Source organism: Roseovarius dicentrarchi (assembly GCF_003316635.1).
Taxonomy (GTDB): Bacteria; Pseudomonadota; Alphaproteobacteria; order Rhodobacterales; family Rhodobacteraceae; genus Roseovarius; species Roseovarius dicentrarchi.
In genome coordinates this window covers 138970-164002 of record NZ_QNQP01000002.1, presented here as the reverse complement: position 1 = coordinate 164002, position 25033 = coordinate 138970, and the positions used below count along the sequence as shown (strand labels likewise).

28 protein-coding genes are annotated in these 25033 nt (G+C 63.5%); 8 read left to right on the top strand and 20 right to left on the bottom strand.

Annotation, left to right across the window (positions count from 1 at the left end; translation table 11 throughout):
* Positions 1-11 precede the first annotated feature (11 nt).
* Complete coding sequence (locus tag DQ230_RS02200; RefSeq protein ID WP_113910930.1) at positions 12-428, top strand: CBS domain-containing protein; 417 nt, start codon at positions 12-14, stop codon at positions 426-428.
* Positions 429-448: 20 nt separating this feature from the next.
* On the opposite strand, the gene DQ230_RS02195 is transcribed toward DQ230_RS02200, so the two are convergent.
* The gene (locus DQ230_RS02195; protein ID WP_162497341.1) at positions 449-1186 is read right to left on the bottom strand and encodes a Crp/Fnr family transcriptional regulator; all 738 of its coding nucleotides are present in this window, start codon (positions 1184-1186) and stop codon (positions 449-451) included.
* A 186-nt stretch (positions 1187-1372) separates the two neighbouring features.
* Here DQ230_RS02195 and DQ230_RS02190 point away from each other — a divergent pair, with 186 nt between their 5' ends.
* The 4 genes from DQ230_RS02190 to DQ230_RS02175 are packed head-to-tail and all read left to right on the top strand — an operon-like array spanning position 1373 to position 5503.
* Entirely contained in the window at positions 1373-2500 is a 1128-nt protein-coding gene (locus tag DQ230_RS02190; RefSeq protein ID WP_113910859.1) for an MlaE family lipid ABC transporter permease subunit, read from the top strand.
* Positions 2497-3312, top strand: coding sequence for an ABC transporter ATP-binding protein (locus DQ230_RS02185; RefSeq protein ID WP_238987395.1), 816 nt, complete (start codon positions 2497-2499; stop codon positions 3310-3312). Before DQ230_RS02190 ends, DQ230_RS02185 begins: the two co-directional genes overlap by 4 nt.
* Complete coding sequence (locus DQ230_RS02180) at positions 3312-4889, top strand: MlaD family protein (protein WP_113910858.1); 1578 nt, start codon at positions 3312-3314, stop codon at positions 4887-4889. The genes DQ230_RS02185 and DQ230_RS02180 overlap by 1 nt, the downstream gene beginning before the upstream one ends.
* Before the next feature lie 5 nt (positions 4890-4894).
* Complete coding sequence (locus DQ230_RS02175; RefSeq protein ID WP_113910928.1) at positions 4895-5503, top strand: ABC-type transport auxiliary lipoprotein family protein; 609 nt, start codon at positions 4895-4897, stop codon at positions 5501-5503.
* Positions 5504-5597: 94 nt separating this feature from the next.
* On the opposite strand, the gene DQ230_RS02170 is transcribed toward DQ230_RS02175, so the two are convergent.
* From DQ230_RS02170 to DQ230_RS02145, 6 genes are all read right to left on the bottom strand, one after another.
* A complete protein-coding gene (locus DQ230_RS02170; protein WP_113910927.1) occupies positions 5598-6464 on the bottom strand; it encodes a ferredoxin--NADP reductase in 867 nt (288 codons plus the stop codon).
* A 72-nt stretch (positions 6465-6536) separates the two neighbouring features.
* Positions 6537-6941: a DUF934 domain-containing protein gene (locus tag DQ230_RS02165; protein WP_113910857.1), complete on the bottom strand. Its 405-nt coding sequence runs from the start codon at positions 6939-6941 to the stop codon at positions 6537-6539.
* Entirely contained in the window at positions 6938-7687 is a 750-nt protein-coding gene (locus tag DQ230_RS02160) for a phosphoadenylyl-sulfate reductase (protein WP_113910856.1), read from the bottom strand. The genes DQ230_RS02165 and DQ230_RS02160 overlap by 4 nt, the downstream gene beginning before the upstream one ends.
* Positions 7674-9371: a nitrite/sulfite reductase gene (locus DQ230_RS02155; protein ID WP_113910855.1), complete on the bottom strand. Its 1698-nt coding sequence runs from the start codon at positions 9369-9371 to the stop codon at positions 7674-7676. The genes DQ230_RS02160 and DQ230_RS02155 overlap by 14 nt, the downstream gene beginning before the upstream one ends.
* Complete coding sequence (locus DQ230_RS02150) at positions 9371-9673, bottom strand: DUF2849 domain-containing protein (RefSeq protein ID WP_113910854.1); 303 nt, start codon at positions 9671-9673, stop codon at positions 9371-9373. Before DQ230_RS02150 ends, DQ230_RS02155 begins: the two co-directional genes overlap by 1 nt.
* Entirely contained in the window at positions 9674-10660 is a 987-nt protein-coding gene (locus DQ230_RS02145) for a siroheme synthase (RefSeq protein WP_113910853.1), read from the bottom strand.
* Positions 10661-10798: 138 nt separating this feature from the next.
* Between DQ230_RS02145 and DQ230_RS02140 the strand changes: the two genes are divergently transcribed.
* On the top strand, positions 10799-11260 hold the full coding sequence (locus tag DQ230_RS02140; RefSeq protein ID WP_113910852.1) for an Lrp/AsnC family transcriptional regulator: 462 nt from the start codon (positions 10799-10801) through the stop codon (positions 11258-11260).
* Here the strand turns inward: DQ230_RS02140 and tpiA are convergent.
* The 6 genes from tpiA to DQ230_RS02110 form a co-directional block, all read right to left on the bottom strand.
* Positions 11255-12016, bottom strand: a complete 762-nt coding sequence (tpiA, locus tag DQ230_RS02135) for a triose-phosphate isomerase (RefSeq protein ID WP_113910851.1) — start codon at positions 12014-12016, stop codon at positions 11255-11257. The genes DQ230_RS02140 and tpiA overlap by 6 nt on opposite strands.
* Positions 12017-12105: 89 nt before the next feature.
* Positions 12106-12456 (bottom strand): HesB/IscA family protein, encoded by a 351-nt coding sequence (locus DQ230_RS02130; RefSeq protein WP_113910850.1) that lies wholly within the window; start codon positions 12454-12456, stop codon positions 12106-12108.
* Positions 12457-12560: 104 nt separating this feature from the next.
* Positions 12561-12923, bottom strand: a complete 363-nt coding sequence (locus DQ230_RS02125; RefSeq protein ID WP_113910849.1) for an SUF system Fe-S cluster assembly protein — start codon at positions 12921-12923, stop codon at positions 12561-12563.
* 94 nt (positions 12924-13017) lie between these two features.
* Positions 13018-14418 carry a 30S ribosomal protein S6--L-glutamate ligase gene (gene rimK / locus DQ230_RS02120; protein ID WP_113910848.1) on the bottom strand — a complete coding sequence of 467 codons (1401 nt, stop codon included), beginning with the start codon at positions 14416-14418 and terminating at the stop codon, positions 13018-13020.
* A gap of 108 nt (positions 14419-14526) precedes the next feature.
* A complete protein-coding gene (locus tag DQ230_RS02115) occupies positions 14527-14823 on the bottom strand; it encodes an NfeD family protein (RefSeq protein WP_113910847.1) in 297 nt (98 codons plus the stop codon).
* Positions 14820-15710, bottom strand: a complete 891-nt coding sequence (locus DQ230_RS02110) for an SPFH domain-containing protein (RefSeq protein WP_113910846.1) — start codon at positions 15708-15710, stop codon at positions 14820-14822. Before DQ230_RS02110 ends, DQ230_RS02115 begins: the two co-directional genes overlap by 4 nt.
* Positions 15711-15813: 103 nt before the next feature.
* On the opposite strand from DQ230_RS02110, the gene tgt reads away from it, so the two are divergent.
* Together tgt and lon are read left to right on the top strand one after the other, a co-directional pair.
* Positions 15814-16944, top strand: a complete 1131-nt coding sequence (tgt, locus tag DQ230_RS02105; protein ID WP_113910845.1) for a tRNA guanosine(34) transglycosylase Tgt — start codon at positions 15814-15816, stop codon at positions 16942-16944.
* 275 nt (positions 16945-17219) lie between these two features.
* On the top strand, positions 17220-19631 hold the full coding sequence (lon, locus tag DQ230_RS02100) for an endopeptidase La (RefSeq protein ID WP_113910844.1): 2412 nt from the start codon (positions 17220-17222) through the stop codon (positions 19629-19631).
* A 149-nt stretch (positions 19632-19780) separates the two neighbouring features.
* Here lon and hmuQ read toward each other — a convergent pair whose 3' ends face one another.
* The 7 genes from hmuQ to DQ230_RS02070 are packed head-to-tail and all read right to left on the bottom strand — an operon-like array spanning position 19781 to position 24853.
* Positions 19781-20107 (bottom strand): heme-degrading protein HmuQ, encoded by a 327-nt coding sequence (hmuQ, locus tag DQ230_RS02095; protein WP_113910843.1) that lies wholly within the window; start codon positions 20105-20107, stop codon positions 19781-19783.
* A 12-nt stretch (positions 20108-20119) separates the two neighbouring features.
* Positions 20120-20869: a ChaN family lipoprotein gene (locus DQ230_RS02090; RefSeq protein WP_113910842.1), complete on the bottom strand. Its 750-nt coding sequence runs from the start codon at positions 20867-20869 to the stop codon at positions 20120-20122.
* A 12-nt stretch (positions 20870-20881) separates the two neighbouring features.
* Positions 20882-21664, bottom strand: a complete 783-nt coding sequence (locus DQ230_RS02085) for a heme ABC transporter ATP-binding protein (RefSeq protein WP_113910841.1) — start codon at positions 21662-21664, stop codon at positions 20882-20884.
* Complete coding sequence (locus DQ230_RS02080; RefSeq protein ID WP_113910840.1) at positions 21661-22719, bottom strand: FecCD family ABC transporter permease; 1059 nt, start codon at positions 22717-22719, stop codon at positions 21661-21663. Before DQ230_RS02080 ends, DQ230_RS02085 begins: the two co-directional genes overlap by 4 nt.
* Before the next feature lie 13 nt (positions 22720-22732).
* On the bottom strand, positions 22733-23635 hold the full coding sequence (locus DQ230_RS02075; protein ID WP_113910839.1) for a heme/hemin ABC transporter substrate-binding protein: 903 nt from the start codon (positions 23633-23635) through the stop codon (positions 22733-22735).
* Between the two features lies 1 nt (position 23636).
* On the bottom strand, positions 23637-23804 hold the full coding sequence (locus DQ230_RS17005; protein ID WP_203227980.1) for a hypothetical protein: 168 nt from the start codon (positions 23802-23804) through the stop codon (positions 23637-23639).
* The gene (locus DQ230_RS02070; protein ID WP_113910838.1) at positions 23801-24853 is read right to left on the bottom strand and encodes a hemin-degrading factor; all 1053 of its coding nucleotides are present in this window, start codon (positions 24851-24853) and stop codon (positions 23801-23803) included. The genes DQ230_RS17005 and DQ230_RS02070 overlap by 4 nt, the downstream gene beginning before the upstream one ends.
* Positions 24854-25033: the final 180 nt, after the last annotated feature.

The following is a 25033-nucleotide window of genomic DNA, read 5'->3' as shown; positions in this document are numbered from 1 at the left end:
AGGGAGGGGCCATGCTGGTCAGTCACATCATGCAAACCCGTGTTACCGCCATCGGCCCGCGCACGTCCATCCGGGCGGCAGCGGCATTGATGGCAGACCGCGACATCGGCGTTTTGCCGGTTTGCAAGGACCGCGTGCCGGTCGGCATCCTGACGGACCGTGATCTGGTCATCCGGCTGTTGTCGGATCTGGGCCGGGTGTCGGACCGCGCGGTGCGCACAGTGATGACCTGCCCGGTCATCACCTGCCGCGCCGATCAGTCCGTGCTCGACGCGGCCCGCCTGATGGGCGCGCGCCAGATCAGGCGGCTGATTGTCTGCGATGCCGCCGGGTGTCTGGTCGGGATGCTGTCACTGGGCGATATCGCCCGCGACGCCAGCGAGGAACTGGCCGGTCAGGGGCTGGGCGAGATCGTCGAATGTCGATGACCGGTTCAGGCCGGCACGGCTCAGGCAGGGACAGGCCAGCGCATCAGAATTTCCTGCCGCAGCAATGTCAGGTCGATATCGGCCAGGGCGCACAGCGCGGGCAGATTCAGCAGCTCGATACTCTGGTGGTCGGGGTGGCCGATCAGGCCCTCGGTTTCGAACCGGCGCAGGGTGCGGCAGACATGCACATTCGTCATGCCGGTGAATTCGCCGAACTTCTGCTGCGTGATGGGAAATTCAAACCGGGTGCCCTTGACCAGACCGACGGCCTGAAGCCGGATGAACACCTCAAGCAGCGCATAGGCGATCCGGTTCGCTGCCGTGCCGCGCCCCAGCCGCAAAAGCAGCTCGGAGGTGCGCGATTGCGTGGTCAGGATGCAGGCCGCCAGAACGTGGCGCAGCGTGGCCGACGCGGCGCTGGGCCCATTCGCCTGCTCCGGCCCGATCAGGATATATTCAACATCGCTCAGCGCCTCCATCGTGGCGGCGGCGACGGGCACCATCTGCGTGCCGACCAGCGCGAAATCGCCGGGCAGCATCAGGTCGATGATCTGCACATCCCCCGACGGCAGCGTTTTCGACAGGGATATCCAGCCGTTCAGCAGCAGGATGGAATGATCGGCCCTGTCGTTTTCACGTACCATGATGGTGCCGCGCGGGGCGCGGCGCGGCTTGAACGCGCCATCACCGGCCAGCATGGATTGCAATGTGCCGGGCAGATGCCGGGACACAATCGCCGGGGTAATGCGGGTTGTCATATCAAAGCCCCTTATGTGAAAATGCCGCCAGAACGGCATTTGGAAAATGCCCCGCGCACAACCTATGCGATCCGCACGCCAAAGTGCGCCGGCACAGCAGCGACAGGCGGATTTCAGCCGATTTTGTCCTGTGGTATTGATTTGTCAATTGTGTAGAAGGGTGGCACGGCAAATGGGAGTGTCCACATGATCAGCGATCCGGGCGCAGATAACAGCACCAGACATCCGCCCGAAGCGCAGGTTTCAGGTGGCACGCTGATGCTGTCGGGCAGTCTGGTGATCGAAAATATCGACACGCTGTCGCGGACGCACGAGGGCGCGCAGGTCATTGATATCAGCCAGGTCCGGCATCTGGACACTGCCGGCGCGTGGTATGTTGTGGATATGCAGGCCCGGCTGGCCAATGGCGCGGGGGATGTGGAAATCACCGGCGCAAACGACGCGCAGCACCAGCTGCTGGAAACCGTGCGCCGCAATATGCCCCCCGACGACGAAGGCGACAGCAAACGCCGCAGCCTGACCGACCGGCTGGAGGCGCTGGGGCGCCGCGCGGTGTCGGCGGGCCACGTTGCGGTAGAGCTGACCAGTTTTCTGGGGCAGGTGATGGCGGCGCTGGGACTGATGGTGATCCGCCCGCGCCGCCTGCGCATGACATCGCTGGTGCATCACATGCAGGAGGTTGGCTGGAACGCGATTCCCATCGTGGCGCTGATGTCGTTCCTGATCGGGGTGGTGCTGGCGTTTCAGGGCTCGGTCCAGCTGCGCCAGTTCGGCGCAGAGGTGTTCGTGGTCGACCTGATCGCCATTTCCGTCCTGCGCGAGCTGGGGATCCTGCTGACCTCCATCGTCGTCGCGGGGCGGTCCGGGTCCGCCTATACCGCCGCGATCGGGTCCATGAAAATGCGCGAAGAGGTGGACGCGATGCGCACCCTTGGCCTTGATCCGATTGACATTCTGGTTGTGCCGCGGGTTCTGGCGCTGATGCTGATGCTGCCCGTGCTGGGCCTGATTTCCGACATTTCCGGTCTGGTCGGCGGCGCGCTGATGTCGTGGATCGAACTGGGCGTTTCGCCATCGGTGTTTCAGGCGCGGCTGGTCAGCAACACGGATGTCTGGCACTTTCTGGTCGGCATGATCAAGGCGCCGTTCTTTGCGCTGATCATCGGGATCATCGGCTGCTATGAGGGGCTGAAGGTGGGCGGCAACGCGGAATCGCTTGGGCGGCTGACATCGACATCGGTTGTTCTGTCGATCTTTATGGTGATCGTGGCGGACGCGCTGTTTTCGGTGGTCTTCGCGCTGGTGGGAATATGATGGACAAGACCGATCAAACCTCAGAGCCGCCGATCATCAAGGTGCGGGGACTGGGCAAGGCCTTTGGCAGCCATGTGGTGCATGAGGGTCTGGATCTGGACGTGCGCCGGGGCGAGATTATCGGCATTGTCGGCGGCTCCGGCACCGGAAAATCGGTGCTGCTGCAACAGATTGTCGGCCTTCTGACGCCCGATGCAGGCACGATCGAGGTGTTCGGCGAAAACGTCACCGGCACCTCGCCCGAGGAATACCGCGCGCTGCGCCGCCGCTGGGGCGTGATGTTTCAGGACGGGGCGCTGTTTTCATCGCTGACCGTGCGCCAGAACGTCGAGGCGCCGATGCGCGAGCAGCTGGATCTGCCCGATGACCTGCGCGAAACGCTGGCCGGCATCAAGGTGCGCATGGTCGGCCTGCAACAAAACGCGCAGACCAAATTCCCGTCCGAGCTGTCGGGCGGCATGCGCAAACGCGCCGGATTCGCCCGCGCCATTGCGCTGGACCCCGAAATCGTGTTCCTGGACGAGCCGACCGCAGGGCTGGACCCCATCGGCGCCGCAGCGTTCGACACGCTGATCCGGCAGTTGCAGGCCGCATTGGGCCTGACGGTTTTTCTGGTCACGCATGATCTGGATTCGCTGCACGCAATCTGCGACCGTGTCGCCGTGCTGGCGGAAAAAAAGGTGCTGGCTGTCGGCACCATGCAGGAAATGCTGAAGGTAGATCACCCGTGGGTGCATGAATATTTCCACGGTCCCCGCGCGCGCGCTGCGCTGAGCGGCGGCAATCAGAACAACGATGAAAAGGTGCAGTGATGGAAACCCGTGCGAATTTTATCCTGATCGGCGCATTTACCCTGCTGGGCATCATCGGCAGTCTGGTGTTTGCCATATGGTTGTCATCGGTTCAGCTGGACCGCCAATATTCGCAATACGGCATTTTGTTCGAGGATGTATCGGGCCTGCCCACCTCGGGCGACGTGGTGTTCAACGGCATCAACGTGGGCCGCGTGATCGAGCTGTATATTTACGAGCCCGACCCCTCCAAAGTGTATGTCGGCATCGAAGTGGACGCCGAAACGCCTGTGAATGAAAACACCGTCGCGCAGCTCAGCTCATCAGGTGTGACGGGGGTGGCCTACATCTCGCTCAGCAGCAAGGGCGGCGAGGCGGCACCGCTGACCTCCGATGACGGCACCCCGCCGATCATCCCGTCGCGCCGCTCGACCGTGCAGCAGCTGGTCGAGGATGCGCCGGACCTGATTGCCGAGGCAACCGATCTGCTCAAGCGGTTTCAGGTCATCGCAGGGCCGGAAAATCAGGCGCTGGTGCAAAATATCCTGACCAATCTCAGCACCGCGTCGGGCGGTCTGGAAAGCGCGCTGACCGATTTCTCCAGCATTACCAAAACCGTATCCGAAGCGACGCAGCAAATCTCCGGCTTTAGCGAACGGTTGGAAACGCTGGGCGCCGCGGCCGAGGAAACGCTGGCCAATGTGGACCGGACCCTCAGCTCCGCCACCGGCGCCTTTGATACCGCAAACGAGGTGATCGGCAATTCCAGCGCCGCCATCGACAGCGCCGGCGCCGCCTTTGCCGAGGCTGAAACGCTGATGCGCGATCAGGTGCCGGGCATTGCGGCGCAGATTTCCGAAACCATCACCGCGCTGAACACGGCGGTAACCGACATATCGCAGCGCACCGCCGGAACGCTGGACGGATTCGATCAGACAGCAACCTTGCTGAACGCCCGCCTGACCGAGCTTGAGACGACGCTGGCCGATGCCAGCACAGGTTTCGAGGCGATCACGACCGCCTCGAACAGCGTCAATACGCTGGTGGCCGGGGACGGCACGCTGATGGTGGCAGACGCGCGAGAGGTGCTGGCAGGGGCCAAGTCCACAATCGCCGGCATTGAAACGGTGATCGACACCGACGTTCCGGCCGTGGTCAGCGATATTCGCGGCGCGGTGTCGACCGCCTCCGCCGCCATCGACCAGGTAGCGCGCGATCTGGCCGGATTTACCGACCGGCTCGACCCGCTGGCAAATGACACCCGCACCGCCGTCAACGCGGCGACGGCCGACATCCGCGCGGCAACAGGCCGGATCGGCACCGCAGCGCAGCAGGTGTCGGACGACCTGCCGCAGATCACCGCGGATCTGCGCGGCCTGATTTCCCGCGCCGACAATGTCGTCGCGCAGGTGCAAAGGATCACCGCGGACGCCGCCCCCGGCATCCGCAATTTCACCGGCAACGGCCTGAACGAGCTGGGCCGCCTCAGCGGCGAGGCACGCACGCTGGTCCAGTCGCTGGAACGACTGGTGCGCCGCATCGGCAATGACCCTGCACGTTTCCTGCTGGATGAACGCGTGCCCGAATATCGGAGATGATTTCCATGACCCTACACATGACCCGCCGCCTTGCCATGCTGGGCGCTGCTGCCACGCTCAGCGGATGCAGCGCGCTGTCGTCGCTGAACGCGGCGGCAACGCCGCTGGATACCTACGATCTGACGCCTGCACCCGGCGCCACGACCGGGCGCCGGTCGGGCCGGACGCTTTTGGTGGCGCGCGCCGATGCGCCGGCGGGCATCAACACGGATCGCATCATGGTGAAACCCAGCGGCGCCGCCATCACCTACCTGCCCGAGGCCCGCTGGGCCGACGAGCTGCCCAGCGTGGTTCAATCGCTGTTGATCCGGTCCATCGCCGGCACGGGCCGCATGGGATATGTCGGCACCAGCGAGGGCGGGCCGGTCCCCGATTACGCGCTGCTGACGCGCATCGACAGCTTTCAGGTCGATATCGCCGGAGAGGCGGTAACAGCCCGTGTCGACATCAGCCTGACATTGCTGCGCGACCGCGACCAGACGGTGATAAAGACCCAAGTGTTCCGCAATCAGGTGGCGGCGGCCAATGACGAACCCGCCGCCATCGTCGCCGCGTTTCAGGCCATTCTGGACAGTCTGCTGCCCGCCATGGCCGATTGGGTCGCCGCGACCTGAAACGATATGTCGACAGGCTAAGCCACTCTTCATCAACAAAATGAAGAGTGGCGTCCAGTCTCTTGTAATCGTTAGCAGTTTCCGCGTTACCAGCTTAATCCAGAAACGCTTTTTCAACCACATATTCGCGCGGGGCGGAGTTGGCACCCTCGCGCAGGCCGTATTCCTCGAACAGCGCCTTGAGGTCCAGGTTGAACGCCAGATTGCCGCAGATCATCGCGCGGTCCGTCTCAGGGCACAGCGGCGGCACGCCCAGATCCTCATAGACCTCGCCCGAGCGCATCAGATCGGTGATGCGGCCCATCTTCGGGCTTTGCTCGCGGGTGGTGGTGGGGTAATAGCGCAACCTGTCCGCGAACCCTTCGCCAATCAGTTCCTCCAGCATTTCATCGCCGCGGATGCTGTCGATCAATTCCGCACCATATTTCAACTCGCCGACTGTTCGGCAGGTATGCGTGACGATAACCTCTTCGTAATCCTCATAGGTTTGCGGATCGCGCAGCAGCGACGCGAAGGGGGCAAATCCGGTGCCGGTTGCAAACAGCCACAGCCGTTTGCCCGGTATCAGCGCGTCATGCACCAAGGTGCCGACAGGTTTGGGCCGCAAGATAATCTCGTCGCCCGGCTGGATATGCTGCAATTTCGAGGTCAGCGGTCCGTCTTCGACCTTGATTGAATAAAACTCCAGCTCATCGTCCCAGGACGGCGACGCGATGGAATAGGCCCGCAAAAGCGGCTTTTGCTTGCCGGTTTTCGGATCGGGATCGCCCATCAGGCCGATCATCACAAACTCGCCCGAACGAAAGCGCAAGGAGGCGGGGCGCGTCACCCGAAAGGAAAACAGCCGGTCCGTCCAATGCGTCACCTGAGTCACGGTCTGCGCGTCGGGCAGGGTGGGTTTGGCGCGCTCGGGCGCAGCGGTGCTTGTGGTGGCGTCGGTCACTGGGCTCATCTCATTCATTTGGGTCATCGGCCGAAGCATAGTCCGGCGCCTCCATCATAGTCTTTGCGCTGTGTCAGGTGAAGGCGGCGATCAGCCGCGCAAGCGGGCCTGATAATCATGCGCCCGCCAATCGGCGCGGAAAATCCACTGATCCTGCGTCTGGCGCTCGGCCAGCTCCTGCGAGATTTCGACCTCGTCAAAGCCGCAGCGCCGCGCCATCGCGTATTGATCGGCCAGAACATGCCCGCGCGCGCGCAGGCGCCCGGTGTAGCCCATAAGGCGCAGCTGCCGCGCAATCGAAAATCCGCGCCCGTCGGCAGAGGTGGGAAAATCCACCCGGATCATCGAAATTTCCGGCAGCCTGCCGGACAATTCCGCCGGGTCCGTGCTGCTGGGCAGGTCGATGCCGACCGCGTCGCGCGCATCCTCCAGCGCGGTGATGGGCAGCGCCCAGTCATCGGGGCCAAACCCCGTATCGGTGACGATGACATTCATGCATTTGCTCCTTGCCTGACGGGTTTGCCATCCACAAAATGGATGCCACACTCTGTTTTTTCCTGGCCTTTCCAACGGCCTGCGCGCTCGTCTTCACCCGGTTTCACGGGCGATGTGCACGGCATGCAGCCGATCGACGGATATCCTTGGGCGACCAGCGGGTGCCGCGGCAGGCGGTTTTCCTCGATATAGGTGCGCGCGTCGCCCTGCTGCCAATGGGCCAGCGGATTGACCTTCAGCCGGTTCGTGCCATCCTCAACCTCGAAAAATTCGAGCGATGCACGGGTGCCGCCCTGATAGCGTTTGCGCCCGGTGATCCAGCCGTCAAACCCCTCCAGCGCGCCCTGCAACGGCACGGTTTTGCGCAGCGCGCAGCACGCGTCGGGGTCGCTCTGATGCAGCATCGCGGCCGGATCCTGCGCGCGTGCCGCGGCGCGGTCCGGGCGGATCAGGCGCATGTCGCGCAGGCCCAGACGCTCGGCCAGTTCCTGCTGGTACACCAGCGTTTCGGTGAACAGCATCCCCGTTTCAAGAAAGATCACCGGCGTGTCGCGGCGCGCCAGCGCGACCATATGAAGCAGCACCACCGACTCGGCCCCGAAGCTGGAGACCAGCGCCAGTTGCCCCACATCCGGATCGTGCAGCGCGCGCGCCAGCACGGCAATCGCCGAATGATGCCGGTAGGCCGCATTCAACGCCGCCGCCTTGGCATGCAGATCCGGGGATGTCTGTTCAGGCAGGGACATGGGAACCCGTTTTTCTTTTGGCGGCTTTGGCCGCTTCGGCATCGCCATAGAGCGCCAGCTTGAAAGGGTCCATCCCGACGCGGCGATAGGCGGCCAGAAACGTCTCGGACGGGCCGTTGCGCAGGTCCAGATAGGCCAGCATGATCGTCTCGATGGCTGGCACGATATCATCGGCGCCAAAGCCGGGGCCGGTACGGTCGCCCAACTGCGCGTCCGGCCCGCCATCGCCGCCAATGGTGATCTGGTAGCTTTCCACGCCGGCCCGGTCGAGGCCCAGAATGCCGATATGGCCCACATGGTGATGCCCGCACGCGTTGATGCAGCCCGAAATCTTGATCTTCATCTCGCCGATTTCATGCTCCAGCTTCAGGGCGTCGAAACGGGTCGCAATCTCCTGCGCGATCGGGATCGAGCGGGCGGTCGCGAGCGCGCAGTAATCCATGCCGGGGCAGGCGATGATATCGCTTATCAGGCCGATATTGGCAGTGGCCAGCCGCGCCTTGCGCAGGGCCGCGTGAACCGCGGGCAGATCCGATTTGTGAACATGCGGCAGGATCACGTTCTGCTCGTGGCTGATGCGCAGCTCGTCATGGCCGTAACGTTCGGCCAGATCGGCCATCACGCGCATCTGGTCTGCTGTTGCATCGCCGGGCGTTTCGCCATGCGCCTTGAGGCTGATCGACACGATGGCGTAGCCCGGCGCACGGTGCTGCGCCAGATTGGTGTCGGCCCAGGCGCGAAATACCGGATCGGCGGCGCGGGCGGCCTCATAGGCGTCGATTGCGGCAATGCGGAACGCGGGCGGCGCAAAATCGGCGCGGATGGCGCCCAGCATCTGCTGATCAATCCCGGTGAAAAGCGGACGGATCAGCGCATAACGCGCATCAACGCGCGCCTTTATGTCTTCGATTCCATGCTCATGCACGGTGATTTTAATGCGTGACTTGAACTTGTTGTCACGCCGTCCGATCGTGTTCCAAACGCTGACGACCGCCTCCAGATAGGGCAGCAGATCCTCTTCGGGCAGGAAGTCGTGCAAGACCTTGCCAATCATCGGGGTGCGGCCCAGGCCGCCCCCCACCAGCACCTGATAGCCGATGTCATCGCCCCGCCGCACAATGCGCAGGCCAATGTCATGCGCCAGCGTTACGGCGCGGTCCATCGGGCTGCCCGTGACAGCAACCTTGAATTTGCGCGGGAGCGCCTGAAACTCGGGATGATCGGTCGACCATTGGCGGATCAGCTCGGCAATCGGGCGCGGATCGGCCACCTCGTCGGCAGCAGCGCCGGCAAAATGGTCCGCCGTGACGTTGCGGATGGTGTTGCCGCTGGTCTGAATCGCGTGCATCTGTACCTCGCCCAACGCGTCGAGGATATCGGGCACATCCGCCAGTTTGGGCCAGTTATACTGGATGTTCTGCCGCGTGGTGAAATGGCCATAGCCCTTGTCCCACCGCTCGGCGATCATGGCCAGCTGGCGCATCTGGTGACTGCCCAGCGTACCGTAGGGGATCGCCACGCGCAGCATGTAGGCGTGCAGTTGCAGGTAAAGGCCGTTCATCAGGCGCAGCGGCTTGAACTCGTCCTCTGTCAGGCTGCCGTCAACGCGGCGCGCGACCTGGGCGCGAAACTGTCGGTTCCGCTCGGCCACAAAGGCAGCGTCAAATTCGGTATAGGTGTACATCAGCGCGCCTCTGCCTGTTTGCCGTGAAAGTAGTTGGACGGGCCTGTGCGGCGAAAATCCTCGCGGAAATGCGTGGGCGCGGGCGTGCCGCCCTCGGCGGTGACATCGGCCAGATAGACGCCGACCACCTCGGCGCTGCGGGCTTGGGCCAGCAGCAGGCGCAGTGCGGCATCGGCCTCATCCGTCAGGATTGCTGCGTCTTCCAGATGGCGGGTCCACTGGTCATTATCGGCCAGATAAACAACGTCGCCTTGCATCAGGGCGTTGGCAGTTATGACTTTGGGGGTGAATTCGCGGGGCATTTATGCAATCTCCTCAAGAGGATAGAAATTCGGCACGGGCGCAATGCCCGGAATGACGACCGGGCTGAACCCGGCGTGATGGCAGGCCGACAACAGCCCGGCATCGGGCGCGCCGGCCAGCAGACAGATCACGTGATCGCCGCGCATGGCGGCGGCAATCGCGGGCTGCGCAGTGTCGGGCAGGGCGCCGAATACCGCCTCTCGGCGAGCAAGTTCCAGCACCTCGCCCGCGATCTGCGCGTCATGCAGCACCAGATCGGCCTCATGCAGGATGCGGCGCGTTTTTTGCGGCAAAAGCTCGGGGTCCGCGCTGCTGACAACGGCGAAAGTGATACGGCCAGCGGCAGCGCCGGTTTGTCGGTACTGGGCCAGATCGGCGGCAAGGACGCCGTGCAGGTCAGCTTTGGCATCCTGCGCCAGCGCGGCAGGGCCGGTGCGAAAGAAAAAACCGCTCCAGAACGCGCGGCGCACCCGGCCCATCGGCAGCACGTCAGCGATGGCGCGAAATCCGCGTGCGGCGCGCGCCAGCGTGCCCAGCGTGGCCGGCAGCATCGCCTCGATATCGGCCTTGATCGCGCGGGCAAGGACAGGCGCCGCGCCCTCGGTGCCGATGGCCACGGTGACCGGATCGCGATCCACGATGGCGGGGGTGATAAACTGGCTATCGCCCAGATTATCAACAGTATTCGTCAGCGCCCCATCGCGGCGCGCCAGGGCGACGGTGCGCGCATCCTCTGCCGCGTCTTCGTCCGCGGCATAAAAAAGCACGGCGCAGAGCGCATCACCCGGCGCCATCGCGCGGCGCACCAATGTCAGGCGCCCTTCGGCTGCCCATGCGACGATCTCGGGCGCAGGCGCGGGCGCGAAAACGGTCAGATGGGCCTCGGTCTTCATCAGCAGGCGCAGCTTGGCCAGCGCCGCGTCGCCGCCGCCCGACAGCACAACGCGCCGCCCTTCCAGTGCAATGAAGATGGGGAAATGTTTCACAACTGGTCCATTCCGTTTGACTTGCCCCCTTATAGAAAATATTCCCGTTCCTGCGCCATAGGGGGCGGGCAATAAGGAAATTCGTTCCAGATCGCCCGTCCCTTCACGGCATAATTCCAAGAATGGGAGGAATCAGGAATGGCTGTTCGGCTGGATGATCTGGATCGGAAAATCTTGGGTGAATTGCAGGCAGATGGGGGGCAGTCGCTGGATGACATTGCGAAATCTGTCGGCAGTTCTAAAACGCCGGTCTGGAATCGCATTCGCAAGATGCGCGATGCGGGTGTGATCCGGCATCAGACGTATTTGCTGGATGCTGAAAAACTGGGATTTGAGGCGTGTTTTTTCGTTTTGATCCGCACCTCGGAGCATGACGCGGCGTGGCAGCAGGCATTCTTGCGCGCACTTCAGGGGCGCCCCGAAGTGCAGGAGGCGCATCGACTGGCAGGCGATATTGACTATATCCTGAAAGTACGGGTCGAGAATGCGCGCGCATATGACACGTTCTATCAGGCGCTGATTTCCGAAGTTAAGGTGCACAACGTCACGGCGCTGCTGTCGATGGAAGAGATAAAATCGACCACGGTCCTGCCGCTATGACACTTCAACTGCGCCCTCCAAGGCACTGATGATAGGGGAGAAATCCCTGGATGTCAGGCTGGCGCCGCCAACCAGCGCGCCATCGACGTTCTGCACGGCGAAAATTTGGGACGCGTTGCCCGGTTTGACCGAACCGCCATAGAGCAGGCGTATGGCCTGCCCGATTTCCGGGCCGAACCTGCCGACCAACCGATCCCGAATGAAATCATGAACTTCGCTGATCTGATCCGGGGTCGCGGTCAGGCCTGTGCCGATCGCCCAGCAAGGCTCGTAAGCGATGACGGTGTTTTCAGCACTGGCATCGCCCGGAACGGAGTCGGCCAGCTGCGCGCCGATCACGTTCAGTGTGCGATCTGCCTCCCGCTCCGCAAGGTGTTCGCCGATGCAGACGATCGCTTGCAGGCCCGCGTCATGCGCCGCGCTGGCCTTGGCGCGCACGTCATCGCTGGTTTCCGCGTGATCCGACCGGCGTTCAGAGTGGCCCACTATTACGGCACGCGCACCGACATCCGCCAGCATCTGCGCCGAAATGTCGCCAGTATGGGCGCCCGACGCTTGGGCATGGCAATCCTGCCCGCCAATTTGCAAGGCGTGATCCGCGCATATTTCGGCGGCGGCACCGATCAGGGTGGTGGGGGGGCAGATCAACAGATCCACTGTCGCGGTTTCATGCGCGGCGCAAAGCGCCTTGATCTGTGCCAGATCGGCTTTGCAGCCGTTCATCTTCCAGTTACCCGCCGCCAGTTTTCGCCGCATTCCGCCTCGCAATATATAAATTTGATGCACCGAAAATATCGCGCATTCTGAGAATTTTACTTATAAAATAATGTCTTACGAGGCAAAGCTCACATGCCTGCAAACTTGATGGACTCGCCGCAACCGCAGGCTTCGCTGACATTGGGGTTGTTGAAGCGGAACCCCGATTCCAGCAAGCTGACCTCATAATCGATTTCGGTTCCGAACAGGAACATTTGCGCCATCGGGGCGATCATAACCCGCGCGCCATCCTCCTCGACGACCTCGTCGTTCGGGTCAACCTCGGTAACGTAGTTCATGGTGTATTCCATGCCTGCGCAGCCGCCTTTCTTGACGCCGATGCGCAGACCCTGATGCCCATCCTTGGCCATCAGACGCGCGATTTGAGCCGCAGCGCGATCTGTAATGGTGACAGCCTGTTTGCCTGGGATACCGAACATGAATGTTATCCTTTCACTTTGGCGTCAAGATGGGGTGCGGCGCGGACAAACTCAAGGGGTGTGATCGGTCGACGAAACCGTGCCCGCACCGCCCGGTCCGCCGCTTACATGAACCCAAGTTCCAGCCGTGCCTCGTCGGACATCATGTCCATTCCCCATGGCGGCTCCCAAACCAGCGAGACGTCGACCTGTTTGATCCCGTCCAGCGGCTCGATCGCGTCAGCGACCCAGCCGGGCATCTCGCCCGCGACGGGGCAGCCGGGCGCGGTGAGGGTCATGGTCACTTTGACCGCGTTTTCATCATCTATATCAATGGTATAGATCAGCCCAAGATCATAGATATTCACCGGGATTTCCGGATCGAACACGCTGCGGCACGCCTCGACTATATCGGTATAGCGGGGGTGGTCCGTCGATGACGGTGCGATCAGCGGGATGCCCTCGAAAGGTTGGGGATTTTCGGTCATATACTATCCTACGACTTTGCCTGAGCGTTTATATAGGGAATAATCCGCCCATCGTCCAGTGGGGGGCAGCGCGGCAATTTGGCCGCATCGCGGCCTAATCGCCCTTGCGGCGGCGGATCGGGGCGGGGCGGACGCGGCTTTCGATTGTGTCGTAAAGTTTGCCGACGATATTCTTGCCGCTTGCGCCTTCGATGCCTTCAAAGCCGGGGCTGGAGTTGACCTCCAGCACCTTGGGGCCGCTTTCGGCGCGCAAAAGGTCAACCCCCGCCATGTTCAGGTTGAAGGCGCGGGCGGCACGCAGGGCGGTTTCGCGTTCCTCCTTGGTGATGCGCACGGTTTTCGCGCTGCCGCCGCGATGCAGGTTCGAGCGGAAGTCCCCCTCGGCGCCGGTGCGTTTCATCGCGGCGACCACCTTGCCGCCGATGACGAGGCAGCGAATATCCTCGCCAGCGGCTTCCTTGACGAAATCCTGCACCAGAAAGTTCGCCTTGAGCCCGCGGAATGCGTCGATCACCGACTCGGCCGCCTTTTTGGTTTCGGCCAGAACGACGCCCTTGCCTTGGGTCGATTCGAGCAGCTTGACGATCAGCGGCGCGGTGCCGACGAGGGCGATGATGTTGCCGGTGTCGCGCGGGCTGGCGGCAAAGGCGGTGGTGGGCATGCCGATCTTGGCCAGCGCCATGATCTGATGGGCGTGCAGCTTGTCCCGGCTGGCGACGATGCCCGCGCTGCCGTTGACGCAATACGTCCCGATCCCCTCGAACTGGCGCAGGATGGCGGCGCCGTAGGGCGTGATGGACGCGCCGATGCGGGGGATGACCGCATCAAAGCGCGGCAGGCGTTTGCCGTCGTAATGCACCTCGGGCGCCATCGCGTTGATCGCCATGTAGCAGCGCGTCGTGTTGATGACCTCAGCAGTATGGCCGCGATTTTCGCCTTCTTCGACCAGGCGGCGGGTGCTGTAGTTATCCTCGCGGCTCAGCACGGCAATGCGCAGGGATCGCAGCGGCGCGTCGCTGCGCATCCGGGCGGTCGAATAGACGTCATAGCTGAGTTCGGGTTGCAAAAACCGGTCTGTGGCCACAATCGAGATGTGATCCTTCAGCGCCTGTCGGCCCAGCAGCATCCTGCTGGCCATGCCGCCGCGATTGGTCAGCGTGATTTCGATCGGCCACGAGTCGCCATTTACCATAAGCTGCGTTTCGATCACAAAGCGCGACTCGCTTTCGCCATTGGAGGACGTGACATCGCGCCGGTCCAGAATGGGCGCCGAGCAGGGGATGACCAGATCATCGCGTCCGGGGATGGGATGCACGGTGAAGCGGACCTTGGGCTTGGACGCCGGGCCGAAGGTTTCGATATCAAATGCGTGCAGCGCAGAGGTGCGGGCGCCGGTGTCAACCTTCGCCTTGATCGCGGGCACGCCCAGTTTGGGCAATCCGATCCACTCCTCCCACCCGAATTGCAGGGACTCAAGAGGCTCGGATGGGGGCATGAAGATATCCTTTCGGTGCGCGGAACGATTGCGGAACTGCGACATGTAGCCGGCTTCGCGCCCGGATCAAAGGGATACTGCGACGGACGCGACTGTCAGCGCGCCGCGTCAGCCGTCGTTCACATCATTGTGCACGCGGCGGACCTGCCCATGCCGGAAACTGAAGATGCGCCGCAGGGCCAGCCACGCGATCAGCGATAGCGCAGCAAAAATGACCAGAAGCAACGGCAGGCCCAAGAGCAGCGGCGCGAAGATCAGAACCAGACCGACAAGCGCCGCGCCAATGGCGAACCCAAGGAACAAAAAGCCGGGCAGCACGATTTCAATCATGGCCAGCAGCAGGGCCGCCGCTATCCACACCCACCACAGGGCCCAGAGCGGGACGGTTTCGACCACCTCGATCATGTACGCCCCTTGAGCATGGTAAAGGCGTTGCCGAACGCCTCCAGCGCGCTGGCAGGCACGAGGATCGTAGAGGAGGAGGGGCTGGCGCCAAGTGCATTCAGCGCCTCGACCTGCTTCAGCGCAACCTGGTATTGCGCCGCCTCCAGCCCGTTATCGGCGATGGCCTGCGCCACGACAGAGGTGGCGTAGGCTTCGGCATCGGCCGAAATGCGGCGCGCCTTGGCGGTTTGTTCGGCGGCATACAGCTCGGCGTCGGCGTTCAGCTCGACCGCGCGCTTGCGCCCTTCCGCCTCGGTCACGTGGGCGCGGCGCGCACGCTCGGCGTTCAGCTGTTGCAGCATGGCATCGCGGGTGGCCTGATCCAGATTGACATCGAGAATCTCGGCGCGGGTCACTTCGATTCCCCAGTTATCAACCGCGTCTTCGACCGATTCCTTGATCGTGCCGATCAGTTGCGCGCGGTTCGACTGTACCTCGTCCAGATCCATCTTGCCCATTTCGGCGCGTACGATCCCGGCGACGGTGGTCGCAATGGCGCCGTCGATGTCGCGGATGCGGTACACAGTCTTCTCCGGTTGCACGATCCGGTAAAAAACCGAGCTGTCGACCTGTACCAGCACGTTATCCTTGGTGATCGCGTCCTGGCTGGCAGTCGGCAACTGCCGTTCAAGGATTGAGATCTTATGCGCGATCTTGTCCAGAAACGGCACAATCATGTTGATACCGGGCGCCAGGACCGAATGCAGTTTGCCAAAGCGTTCGACGACATGCTGTTCGGACTGCGGCACGATCTTGACCGCTTTGACCACCACCAACACCAGCAGAACAGCCAGCAGGATATACAGCAGGTTTGACGATAACAGCTCGAAAATCACGTCTTCGGTCATGGGGTGGTTCCTGAAAATGGCGCGGTCGGGCCATAAGGCCGCTTTTGCAACTTACTCTAGGAGTGTTTAAGGCAATCCTAAAGACGTAAAAAGGCATTCAGACATGACGGTGAACTTCAGCTTTCAGGTGGCAGCAACGGACGGGCGCGCCCGCACCGGGGCCATCACAACGCCGCGCGGCGAGATCCGCACACCGGCGTTCATGCCCGTCGGCACCGCCGCGACGGTGAAGGCGATGATGCCCGAAAGCGTGGCGGCAACCGGCGCGGACGTGCTTCTGGGCAATACCTATCACCTGATGCTGCGCCCGACGGCAGAGCGGATCGCGGCGCTGGGGGGCTTGCACGAATTCATGAACTGGCAGAAGCCAATCCTGACCGATAGCGGCGGATTTCAGGTGATGAGCCTTGCCGAGCTGCGCAAGCTGACCGAGGAGGGCGTCGCCTTTCGCAGCCATATCGATGGGTCCAAACACATGCTGACGCCCGAGCGGTCGATGGAGATCCAGGCGCTTTTGGGGAGCGATATCGTGATGTGCTTCGACGAATGCCCGGCGCTGCCCGCAACGGACAAGGCGGTGGAGCAAAGCATGGAGCTGTCCATGCGGTGGGCGCGCCGGTCCAAAGACGCGTTCGGTGACAGGCCGGGCCATGCGCTTTTTGGCATTCAGCAAGGTGGCGTGACGCGCGAGCTTCGCGCGGCAAGTGCCGATAAGCTAAAGGAAATCGGCTTTCACGGCTACGCCATCGGCGGCCTTGCGGTGGGCGAGGGGCAGGAGGCGATGTTTGGGGTTCTGGATTACGCGCCCGATATGTTGCCGGTGGACAAGCCACGCTACCTGATGGGGGTGGGCAAGCCCGATGACATCGTCGGCGCTGTTGCGCGCGGCGTCGATATGATGGATTGCGTTTTGCCCAGCCGTTCAGGCCGGACAGGTCAGGCCTGGACGCGGCGCGGGCAGGTCAACATCAAAAACGCCCGCCACGCCGATGATCCGCGCCCCCTGGATGCCGATTGCACCTGTCCTGCCTGCCGCAACTATTCGCGCGCCTATCTGCATCATGTGTTTCGTGCGCAGGAGATGATTAGCGGCATGCTGCTTACATGGCACAATCTGCATTACTACCAAGAGCTTATGGCGGATATGCGACGGGCCATTGCCGGGGGCGGCTTTGACGCTTGGCAGGCTGTGTTTCATGCGCAGCGCCAGGACGGGGATATAGAGCCGCTCTGACCCCGGCGTCGGATTTGGGTATTTGTACCAAGAAAAAACCACGGGTCTGGGTCAAAAGGGGCCGGAGGCGGTATTTTTAGGCAAATCGGATCCGGATCATCCTTGCCCCCGTGGCGCAGTAAGGTCATTCTGCTGGGCGCGAGGTTGAAAGCGGCACCTGCCTGCCCCAAGTTAACCTGAGATAATGGAGAGGGCGTGGTCGCCGCCGGGCGGGGCCGGACCCTCTTGCTAATAAGGACCGGGGACACTCCCGGACCGAAGTATAAGGAAAGAGCATGCAAGAGCCCCTGAATTCGTCCTATCCGGTGCTGCCGCTGCGCGACATCGTCGTTTTCCCGCATATGATCGTGCCGCTTTTTGTCGGGCGCGAGAAATCAGTGCGGGCGCTGGAAGAGGTCATGGCAGATGACAAGCAGATCCTGCTGTCCAGCCAGATTGACCCGAGCGTTGATGATCCAGATGCCAAGGGCATCTACAAAGCAGGCGTTCTGGCCAATGTCCTGCAACTGCTGAAGCTGCCTGACGGCACCGTGAAGGTGCTGGTCGAAGGTGTGGCACGGGTGCGCATCACTGAATACCTCGATAACGAGGATTTCTTTGAGGCGCGCGCGGAATACCTGACCGAGATGCCGGGCGACGCCACGACGATCGAGGCATTGCTGCGCACTGTCGCGTCCGAGTTCGAACGCTATGCGAAGGTCAAAAAGAACGTCCCCGAGGAAGCCTTGGCCGCCGTATCCGATTCCGAAGAGCCCGCGCGCCTTGCCGATCTGGTCGCAGGTCATCTGGGGATCGAGGTGGAGCAAAAGCAGGAATTGCTGGAGACGCTTTCGATCAGCGAGCGGCTGGAAAAGGTCTATGGCCTGATGCAGGGCGAGATGAGCGTTTTGCAGGTCGAGAAAAAAATCAAGACGCGCGTCAAGTCACAGATGGAGCGCACCCAGCGCGAATATTATCTGAATGAGCAGATGAAAGCCATCCAGAAGGAGCTGGGCGATGGCGAGGACGGCGAGGGCGAGGTTGCCGAGCTGGAGGCGCGTATTGCCGCCACCAAGCTGAGCGCTGAGGCCAAGGAAAAGGCCGAAGCCGAGCTGAAGAAGCTGAAAAACATGAGCCCGATGAGCGCCGAGGCGACTGTCGTGCGCAACTATCTGGACTGGATGCTGTCGATCCCATGGGGCGTGAAAAGCCGCGTGAAGAAGGATCTGTCGCGCGCCGAGCAGATTCTGGACGACGACCATTACGGGCTGGAGAAGGTCAAGGAGCGGATCGTCGAATATCTGGCGGTCCAGCAACGCTCGAAAAAGCTTAAGGGGCCGATCATGTGCCTCGTCGGCCCTCCGGGCGTGGGCAAGACCAGCTTGGGTAAATCCGTCGCGCGGGCGACGGGCCGCGAGTTCATCCGCATTTCGCTGGGCGGTGTGCGGGACGAATCCGAGATCCGCGGCCACCGCCGGACCTATATCGGCTCGATGCCCGGCAAGATCATTCAGGCGTTGAAAAAGGCCAAGACGACGAACCCGCTGATCCTGCTGGATGAAATCGACAAGATGGGTCAGGATTTCCGGGGCGATCCGGCGTCCGCCATGCTGGAGGTCCTGGACCCCGAGCAGAACGGTACCTTTGTCGATCACTATCTGGAGGTCGAGTATGACCTGTCGAACGTGATGTTCCTCACCACGTCCAACAGCTACAACATGCCTGGCCCGCTGCTGGATCGGATGGAGATCATCCCGCTGGCCGGTTACACCGAGGACGAAAAGCGCGAGATTGCCAAGCAGCATCTGTTGCAGAAGCAGGTCGAAAACCATGGTCTGAAAAAGGGCGAGTTCGAGCTGACCGATGAGGCGCTGACCGACATCATCCGCTATTACACCCGCGAGGCGGGTGTGCGGAACCTTGAGCGCGAGATCGCCAAGGTGGCGCGCAAGGCCGTGACGCAGATCATCAAGAAGGAGGCGACATCCATCAAGGTGACGCCGGACAACTTGAGTGATTTCCTGGGCGTTCGTAAGCACAAGTTCGGTCTGGCAGAGGACGTGGATCAGGTCGGTGTCGTCACCGGGCTTGCCTATACATCCGTGGGCGGCGAGCTGCTGAACATCGAGGCGCTGCGCCTGCCCGGCAAGGGCCGGATGAAGACGACCGGCACGCTGGGCGATGTGATGAAGGAGTCGATTGATGCGGCCAACAGCTATGTCCGGTCTGTCGCGCCTGCGATCGGCATCAAACCACCGCGTCTGGAGAAGTGGGATATCCACGTTCACGTCCCCGAAGGGGCAACGCCCAAGGATGGACCCAGCGCCGGCCTTGCGATGGTGACGTCCATCGTGTCGGTCCTGACCGGTATTCCGGTGCGCAAGGATATCGCCATGACGGGTGAGGTGACGCTGCGCGGCAACGCGCTGCCGATTGGCGGTCTGAAAGAAAAGCTGCTGGCGGCGCTGCGGGGCGGGATCAAGACGGTCCTTATTCCGCAGGAAAACGAAAAGGATCTGGTTGAAATCCCTGACAATGTGAAACAGGGGCTGGAGATCATTCCTGTCAGCCACGTCCGCGACGTGTTGCGTATTGCCCTGACGCGGGCGCCGGAGCCTGTCGAATGGGACGAAGCGGCCGAAGAAGCTGCTGCTGCCGAAGCGGCGCTGAAGGTCGGGCGCGACGGATCGGGCGCGACTGCGCATTAAAAATAAGGGTCGCAGCCTGTCATGGGCTGCGACCCTTGCGATCACGTTTCTGATCGGCAACTGAAATGTGTTGCAAGCTCCCCATCGTCCTTAGTCGGGCGATGGGGAGTTTTTTGCTGATCTGATGTGTTTTAGTAGGCGCCGCGACCTTAGGCGGATTGCAGCGCGTCTATGTTCTGGATGGCTTTGAACCCTTCAAAACGCGGTGCGCCCTCGTGCAGCTTGCGGGTCTGGCCCGCGCGGGCGTGCGAGGCGCGGAATTCGTCGCTGGTGGTCCAGGCGCGGAAATGCGCCTCGCTCTGCCAAACGGTGTGCGAGGCATAAAGGATGCGGCCCTCCTCCTCGGCGCCTTTCAGCATGTGGAAGGATTGGAATCCGTCCATGTCTTGCAGGCGGCTTTGACGGTTCAGCCACAATTCCTCGAATTCGGCGGCGTTCTCCAGCGGGACGGTAAAGCGGTTCATGGCAAGATACATCTTTTGGTCTCCTTAGTTGTTGGTCAGGGATGCGCAGGGATCGTCCCGCTCGGCGGGGGGAACGATGCGGATGTCGTCAAAGGGGGTGTCCGCCCGCGCCTCGACAAAGCCGATGGCGTGGGTTGTGACCTCGGGGGCGGCGCGGGCGATCATTGCCGGGATGCCCCAGTCGGTACGCGCGTGGCCGTTGCCGGCGATCACGGCGACGGGGGGGCCGTAAGCCTCCAGCGCCTCCAGCGCCGCGCGGGCAAAGACGGCGTCGCGGTAGCGCTGCACGGCGACCATGCCGCCCATCGTCTCAAGCGGCATGGCCTGGCAATGGGCGTCGAATTGCTGCGCCTCGCGCTGCGTTTGCTGATCGGCGTCCAGCGGTTTGTCCAGCCCGTAGCGCGGCGCGTCCTCGCCGAAGAGCGCGGCGGGGCCATCGCCATAGACCGCGCGGACCGCATCGCGCGGGGCGGCGGCGCCGATGATGCGCGCGTCCCCCAGCGCGTCGAAGATCGGCGCGTAGAGGGGAAAATCGCGCCAGCCGCTCGCCTCCCACGCGTCCTCGATCAGGGTGCGGTCGGCGTCGGCGCGCGCGCCCTCGGCAGAGGTGAGCATCTCGAACACCACGGCGGTGGGTTGCAAGGCTTCCAGCGCCTCGGCCTGTCCCAGATGGGCATCGGGGTTATCGTGGACCTCGCCGAGAATGACGATATCGGCAGGCGGTTGGGCCAGCGCGGGCAGGGCGAGGAGGGTCAGCAGGGCAGCGAGGCGCATTGGGGGATCCTTTCACGCGGTGGCGGCATGGGGCAAGATGAACGGCACCCCCGGCGGCGGCGCGGCCGAGACGCGCAGGTCGCAGCCATAGGCGCGCGACAGGACGGCGTTGGTCAGCACCTCGGCGGGCGTGCCGAAGGCAAGGCGTTGACCGCCTGCCAGCACCGCCACCTTATCAGCATATAGCGCGGTCAGGTTCAGATCATGCATCACCGCAATCACGCCGCCCCCCGCGCGGGCGAAATCACGCGCAATCTGCATCACCTGCAACTGGTGCGCAATGTCGAGGCTGGAGACCGGCTCGTCCAGCAGCAGCCAGCGGGGCGTGCCGTCCTCGACAGGGGCCCAGACCTGCGCCAGCACGCGGGCCAGCATGACGCGCTGCGCCTCGCCGCCCGAAAGCTCCTGAAAGCTGCGGTCCGCGTAATGGCTCAGCCCGACGCGGGCCAGCGCGCGCATCGGCACGTCCGGCTGGTCGCCCGCGGTGCCGGCCTGAAGGCCCAGCTGCACCACCTCGGCCACGGTGAAGGGGAAGGCGAGCCGTGACGCCTGCGGCAGGACGGCGCGCTCGGCGGCCAGTTGCCACGGCTTGAGCGCGGCGATATCGCGGCCGTTCAGCGTGACGCGCCCGCGATAGGGCAGGGAGGCGGTGATCGCCCCCAGCAGCGTGGATTTGCCGGAGCCGTTGGGGCCGACGATGGCGGTCAGCTCGCCCGCCGTCGCGGTCAGGCTGACGCCGGTGAGCGCCTCGCGCTTGCCATAATGGACGCGGATATTTTCGGCGATGAGGGTCATAGCTCGACCAGCCCCCGGCGTTTGAGCAGGATCCACAGAAACACCGGCGCGCCAAGGACCGCCGTGACGATGCCGATGGGCAGCTCCGCCGGGGCGATGATCGTGCGGGCGATGACGTCGGCAAGGATCAGCAGGGTGGCGCCCAGCAGGGCGGAATTGAGCAGGAGCGTGCGGTGATCGGGGCCAGAGGCAAGGCGCAGAAGGTGCGGCACCACGATCCCGACAAAGCCGATGCCGCCCGATACCGCAACGGCGGCGCCGGTGGCGGCGGCGACGGCAAGGATGGCGATGGATTTCAGGCGCTGCACGTCGATGCCGATATGCGCCGCCGTCGCCTCGCCCAGGGCCAGCCCGTTCAGACCGCGCCCCAGCATCAGCGCGGCACCGATGGCGAGCAGGATCATCGGGCCGGCGGCCAGCACCTTGGCCCAGCTGGCACCGGCGAGCGAGCCGAGGCCCCAGAAGGTCAGATCGCGCAGCTGCTGATCGTCAGCGATATAGACGAGGATGCCCGACAGCGCGCCCGCCAGCGCGCCCAGCGCGATTCCGGCCAGCAGCATGGTGGCGACCGAGGTGCGCCCGTGGCTGGTGGAGACGCGATAGAGCAGGATCGTTGAGCCCCAGCCGCCGAGGAACGCGGCGAAGGGGATCAGCTGATTGCCGGTGAGCGCGGCGGCCCATGCAGGCAAGAGGCCGCCCAGAACGATGGCGAGGATCGCGCCCAGCCCGGCGCCCGCGCCGACACCGACGATGCCGGGATCGGCCAGCGGGTTGCGGAACAGCCCCTGCATTGCCGCGCCCGAGACGGCCAGCGCGGCGCCGACCAGCGCGCCCATGGCAAGGCGCGGCAGGCGAATGTCCCACAGCACCACACGCTCCATCTGGCTCAGCGCCTCGCCGCCGGCCAGTTTGGCCAGCAGCGCGGTCAGCGTGACGTTGGCCGCGCCCACCTGAAGGCTGGCGGCGGAGGCCAGCAAAAGCGCGGCGCCCAGTAGCCAGTGCAGCGCGCGGGCGCGGGCCAGCCTGCTGCATGGCGGCGCGGCGATATCGGTCATGCTAGCCACGGCGTTAGCCCTCCCCGGTATAAAGCGCGCCGTTCAGACGGCGCACGGCCTCGGCGGTGCGCGGGCCGAAGCCGAGCATCAGCAGCCCGTCCATGCGCACGATTGACCGGCTTTGCCCCGCCGGGGTCAGCCGTATCGCGGGCAGGGCGAACACATCGTCATCCGAGGTATAGGGCGCGGCGCTGCGGGCCATCATCAGGATGACATCGGGCGCGGCAAGGCCGATCGCCTCGTCGGTGATCTGGCGGAAGCCCTCGAAATCGGTGATCGCATTGACGCCGCCGGCCATGCGGATCATCGCATCGGCCACGGTGCCTGCGCCGCTGGCCATGATCCTGCCGCTTTCGGCAGACATCACGAACAGCACGCGTTTCTTGGCCTCCTCGGGGCGGCTGGCATCGTCCAGCGCCTTTTGCATGTCCGCCTTGACCTGCGCGGACAGCGCGCCGGCGCGGTCCTGCACGCCGAGCGCATCCCCGACGACAGCAATCTTTTGCAGGATGCCATCGGTGGACAGCGCGCCCGGCACCTCGACGAATGCGACATCCGCGCTGCGGATCACGTCGATCGCCTCGGGCGGGCCTGCGCCCTCCTCGGACAGGATCAGCGACGGCGCGACCGACAGCACCCCCTCGGGCGAGAGGGCGCGCATGTAGCCGACGCTGGGCAGATCGGTGACATCGGCCGGATAGCTGGACGTGGCATCGCGCGCCTTGAGCCTGTGCTGCTGGCCCAACGCCACGACGATTTCGGTGATGGACCCGCCGATGGACAGAACATCGGCGGAGGGGCCGGACGCTTGCGCAGCCTGCTCGGCGCTGGCCGAGAAGGTGGCAAGCGTCATTACAATCGCGCTCAGCAGGCCCGATTTCCAGCCGCGCGCTTTGTTTTCATATCTAAGGGTCATTTCAGCTCCTTTCTTCGGAGGCGACAGGCGCATTCGGTGATGCATCATCGCAGCGATAGCTATCGGGCCAGAAATAGGTGCACCCGTAGCGTTCGCTGACCAGTGTGATGATGATGGTTGTCGGAATGACGACAGCTATCATCATCACGAATGCGCGTCGGTGCTTCACGCCGGGACGCAGTCCAGCGCAGGCAGCTTGTCGACGATGGCGCCCCACGCGGCGCGGGAATCGCGGCCCTCCTTGCCAAGGCCGAAGACCTGGAAGATCAGCCCGCCCTCGGCGTCGAACGCCTCGACCGACACGGCGGGGCCGCGCTGCGTGGGTTTGTCCACGGCCCAGATCTCGGCCACCTTGTCCAGCCGCAGATGCAGGTTGAAGCGCGGGTCCATCACGTTCTGCCACGGACCCATGGCGCGCAATTGCCCGATGGGACCGTTGTGGATCTGGATGCAGCCGCGATTGCCGACAAAGATCATCACCTCGATCCCAGCGGCCTGCACCGCTTGCAGCATGTCATCGGCGGCCGCCGGCGCCAGTTGGCGCACAAACGGCGCGCCGGCGATGCGGTAGGCGCCGAGGCGGTTCATCTTCAGTTTGGAGCAAAGGCGCAGAAACTGGTGCGTGTCGGTCAGCCTTGTCCATTCATCGCGCAGGATGTCCACCTTGTCGGGGCGCGATTTCGCGGCCTCAGTGGGTTTGCGCGGCGCCACGTCCTGACCCTCGGACTGGTCGTCCAGCGCCAGTTCGGCGACGATGGCGGGCCATGCGTCATGGTTCGACGTCTCGCGCAGGTGGATCTTGTGCACCGCGTCGCCCGCCGCGTCGAAGATCTGGAGCGACCGGCGCGGGCCAGTGTCGGACTCCGCCTCGACCGCGTAGGCGTGGACCCATTGCGAGGGGAAGATGCGCAGGTCGATTTCCTCGGTCAGGGTCATCGCGGCATGCTCGCCGGGGTGGTAATTGCCATACTCGCCCACCTTTTCATGCACGCAGGCATCGACGCGGGTCAGCGCCATGACCTCGCCCAGCCGTTCGGCGGCGGGGATGATCCGGTCGGGGTGGGCGGCGATTCGCGTGGCGCCTTGCCCGGTGCGGGCGGCGACCAGCTGTGCCTCGGCAATGCCCATCTTGTCTGCCGCGTCACGCGCGCGCAGCTTGGGGTTTTCCGCTTCAAACGCGCGGATTTCGGCAGGGGTCGGGGTGTTCGAGCCAGTCATGGGGCATCCTTCGGAGTGATGATGGGTCCGATGGCTGCGTCCGGAACTGTCCGGTGCGTGGCTGTCGCAAATTACTTGACTGTTTTAGTCGGGCAGCGTTAAGGGTGCAACCCATTGCGGTAGCCTGATCGCAATTTCACCCAAAATAGCCGCGCCAGCCCTTCGCAAGCTTCGGCCCCA

Coding starts and splice junctions, on each gene's coding strand:
- DQ230_RS02075 (WP_113910839.1), bottom strand. CDS start 23,635: ATGACCCTTAGATATGAAAACAAAGCGCGCGGCTGGAAATCGGGCCTG.
- DQ230_RS02185 (WP_238987395.1), top strand. CDS start 2,497: ATGATGGACAAGACCGATCAAACCTCAGAGCCGCCGATCATCAAGGTG.
- DQ230_RS02195 (WP_162497341.1), bottom strand. CDS start 1,186: ATGACAACCCGCATTACCCCGGCGATTGTGTCCCGGCATCTGCCCGGC.
- lon (WP_113910844.1), top strand. CDS start 17,220: ATGCAAGAGCCCCTGAATTCGTCCTATCCGGTGCTGCCGCTGCGCGAC.
- DQ230_RS02150 (WP_113910854.1), bottom strand. CDS start 9,673: ATGCCCCGCGAATTCACCCCCAAAGTCATAACTGCCAACGCCCTGATG.
- DQ230_RS02180 (WP_113910858.1), top strand. CDS start 3,312: ATGGAAACCCGTGCGAATTTTATCCTGATCGGCGCATTTACCCTGCTG.
- DQ230_RS02125 (WP_113910849.1), bottom strand. CDS start 12,923: ATGACCGAAAATCCCCAACCTTTCGAGGGCATCCCGCTGATCGCACCG.
- DQ230_RS02085 (WP_113910841.1), bottom strand. CDS start 21,664: ATGACCCTCATCGCCGAAAATATCCGCGTCCATTATGGCAAGCGCGAG.
- DQ230_RS02165 (WP_113910857.1), bottom strand. CDS start 6,941: ATGAATGTCATCGTCACCGATACGGGGTTTGGCCCCGATGACTGGGCG.
- DQ230_RS02175 (WP_113910928.1), top strand. CDS start 4,895: ATGACCCTACACATGACCCGCCGCCTTGCCATGCTGGGCGCTGCTGCC.
- DQ230_RS02110 (WP_113910846.1), bottom strand. CDS start 15,710: ATGACCGAAGACGTGATTTTCGAGCTGTTATCGTCAAACCTGCTGTAT.
- DQ230_RS02170 (WP_113910927.1), bottom strand. CDS start 6,464: ATGAATGAGATGAGCCCAGTGACCGACGCCACCACAAGCACCGCTGCG.
- DQ230_RS02080 (WP_113910840.1), bottom strand. CDS start 22,719: ATGACCGATATCGCCGCGCCGCCATGCAGCAGGCTGGCCCGCGCCCGC.
- tpiA (WP_113910851.1), bottom strand. CDS start 12,016: ATGCGGCGAAAACTGGCGGCGGGTAACTGGAAGATGAACGGCTGCAAA.
- DQ230_RS02155 (WP_113910855.1), bottom strand. CDS start 9,371: ATGTACACCTATACCGAATTTGACGCTGCCTTTGTGGCCGAGCGGAAC.
- DQ230_RS02190 (WP_113910859.1), top strand. CDS start 1,373: ATGATCAGCGATCCGGGCGCAGATAACAGCACCAGACATCCGCCCGAA.
- DQ230_RS02130 (WP_113910850.1), bottom strand. CDS start 12,456: ATGTTCGGTATCCCAGGCAAACAGGCTGTCACCATTACAGATCGCGCT.
- DQ230_RS02115 (WP_113910847.1), bottom strand. CDS start 14,823: ATGATCGAGGTGGTCGAAACCGTCCCGCTCTGGGCCCTGTGGTGGGTG.
- rimK (WP_113910848.1), bottom strand. CDS start 14,418: ATGCCCCCATCCGAGCCTCTTGAGTCCCTGCAATTCGGGTGGGAGGAG.
- tgt (WP_113910845.1), top strand. CDS start 15,814: ATGACGGTGAACTTCAGCTTTCAGGTGGCAGCAACGGACGGGCGCGCC.
- hmuQ (WP_113910843.1), bottom strand. CDS start 20,107: ATGTATCTTGCCATGAACCGCTTTACCGTCCCGCTGGAGAACGCCGCC.
- DQ230_RS02070 (WP_113910838.1), bottom strand. CDS start 24,853: ATGACTGGCTCGAACACCCCGACCCCTGCCGAAATCCGCGCGTTTGAA.
- DQ230_RS02160 (WP_113910856.1), bottom strand. CDS start 7,687: ATGTCCCTGCCTGAACAGACATCCCCGGATCTGCATGCCAAGGCGGCG.
- DQ230_RS02200 (WP_113910930.1), top strand. CDS start 12: ATGCTGGTCAGTCACATCATGCAAACCCGTGTTACCGCCATCGGCCCG.
- DQ230_RS02090 (WP_113910842.1), bottom strand. CDS start 20,869: ATGCGCCTCGCTGCCCTGCTGACCCTCCTCGCCCTGCCCGCGCTGGCC.
- DQ230_RS02140 (WP_113910852.1), top strand. CDS start 10,799: ATGGCTGTTCGGCTGGATGATCTGGATCGGAAAATCTTGGGTGAATTG.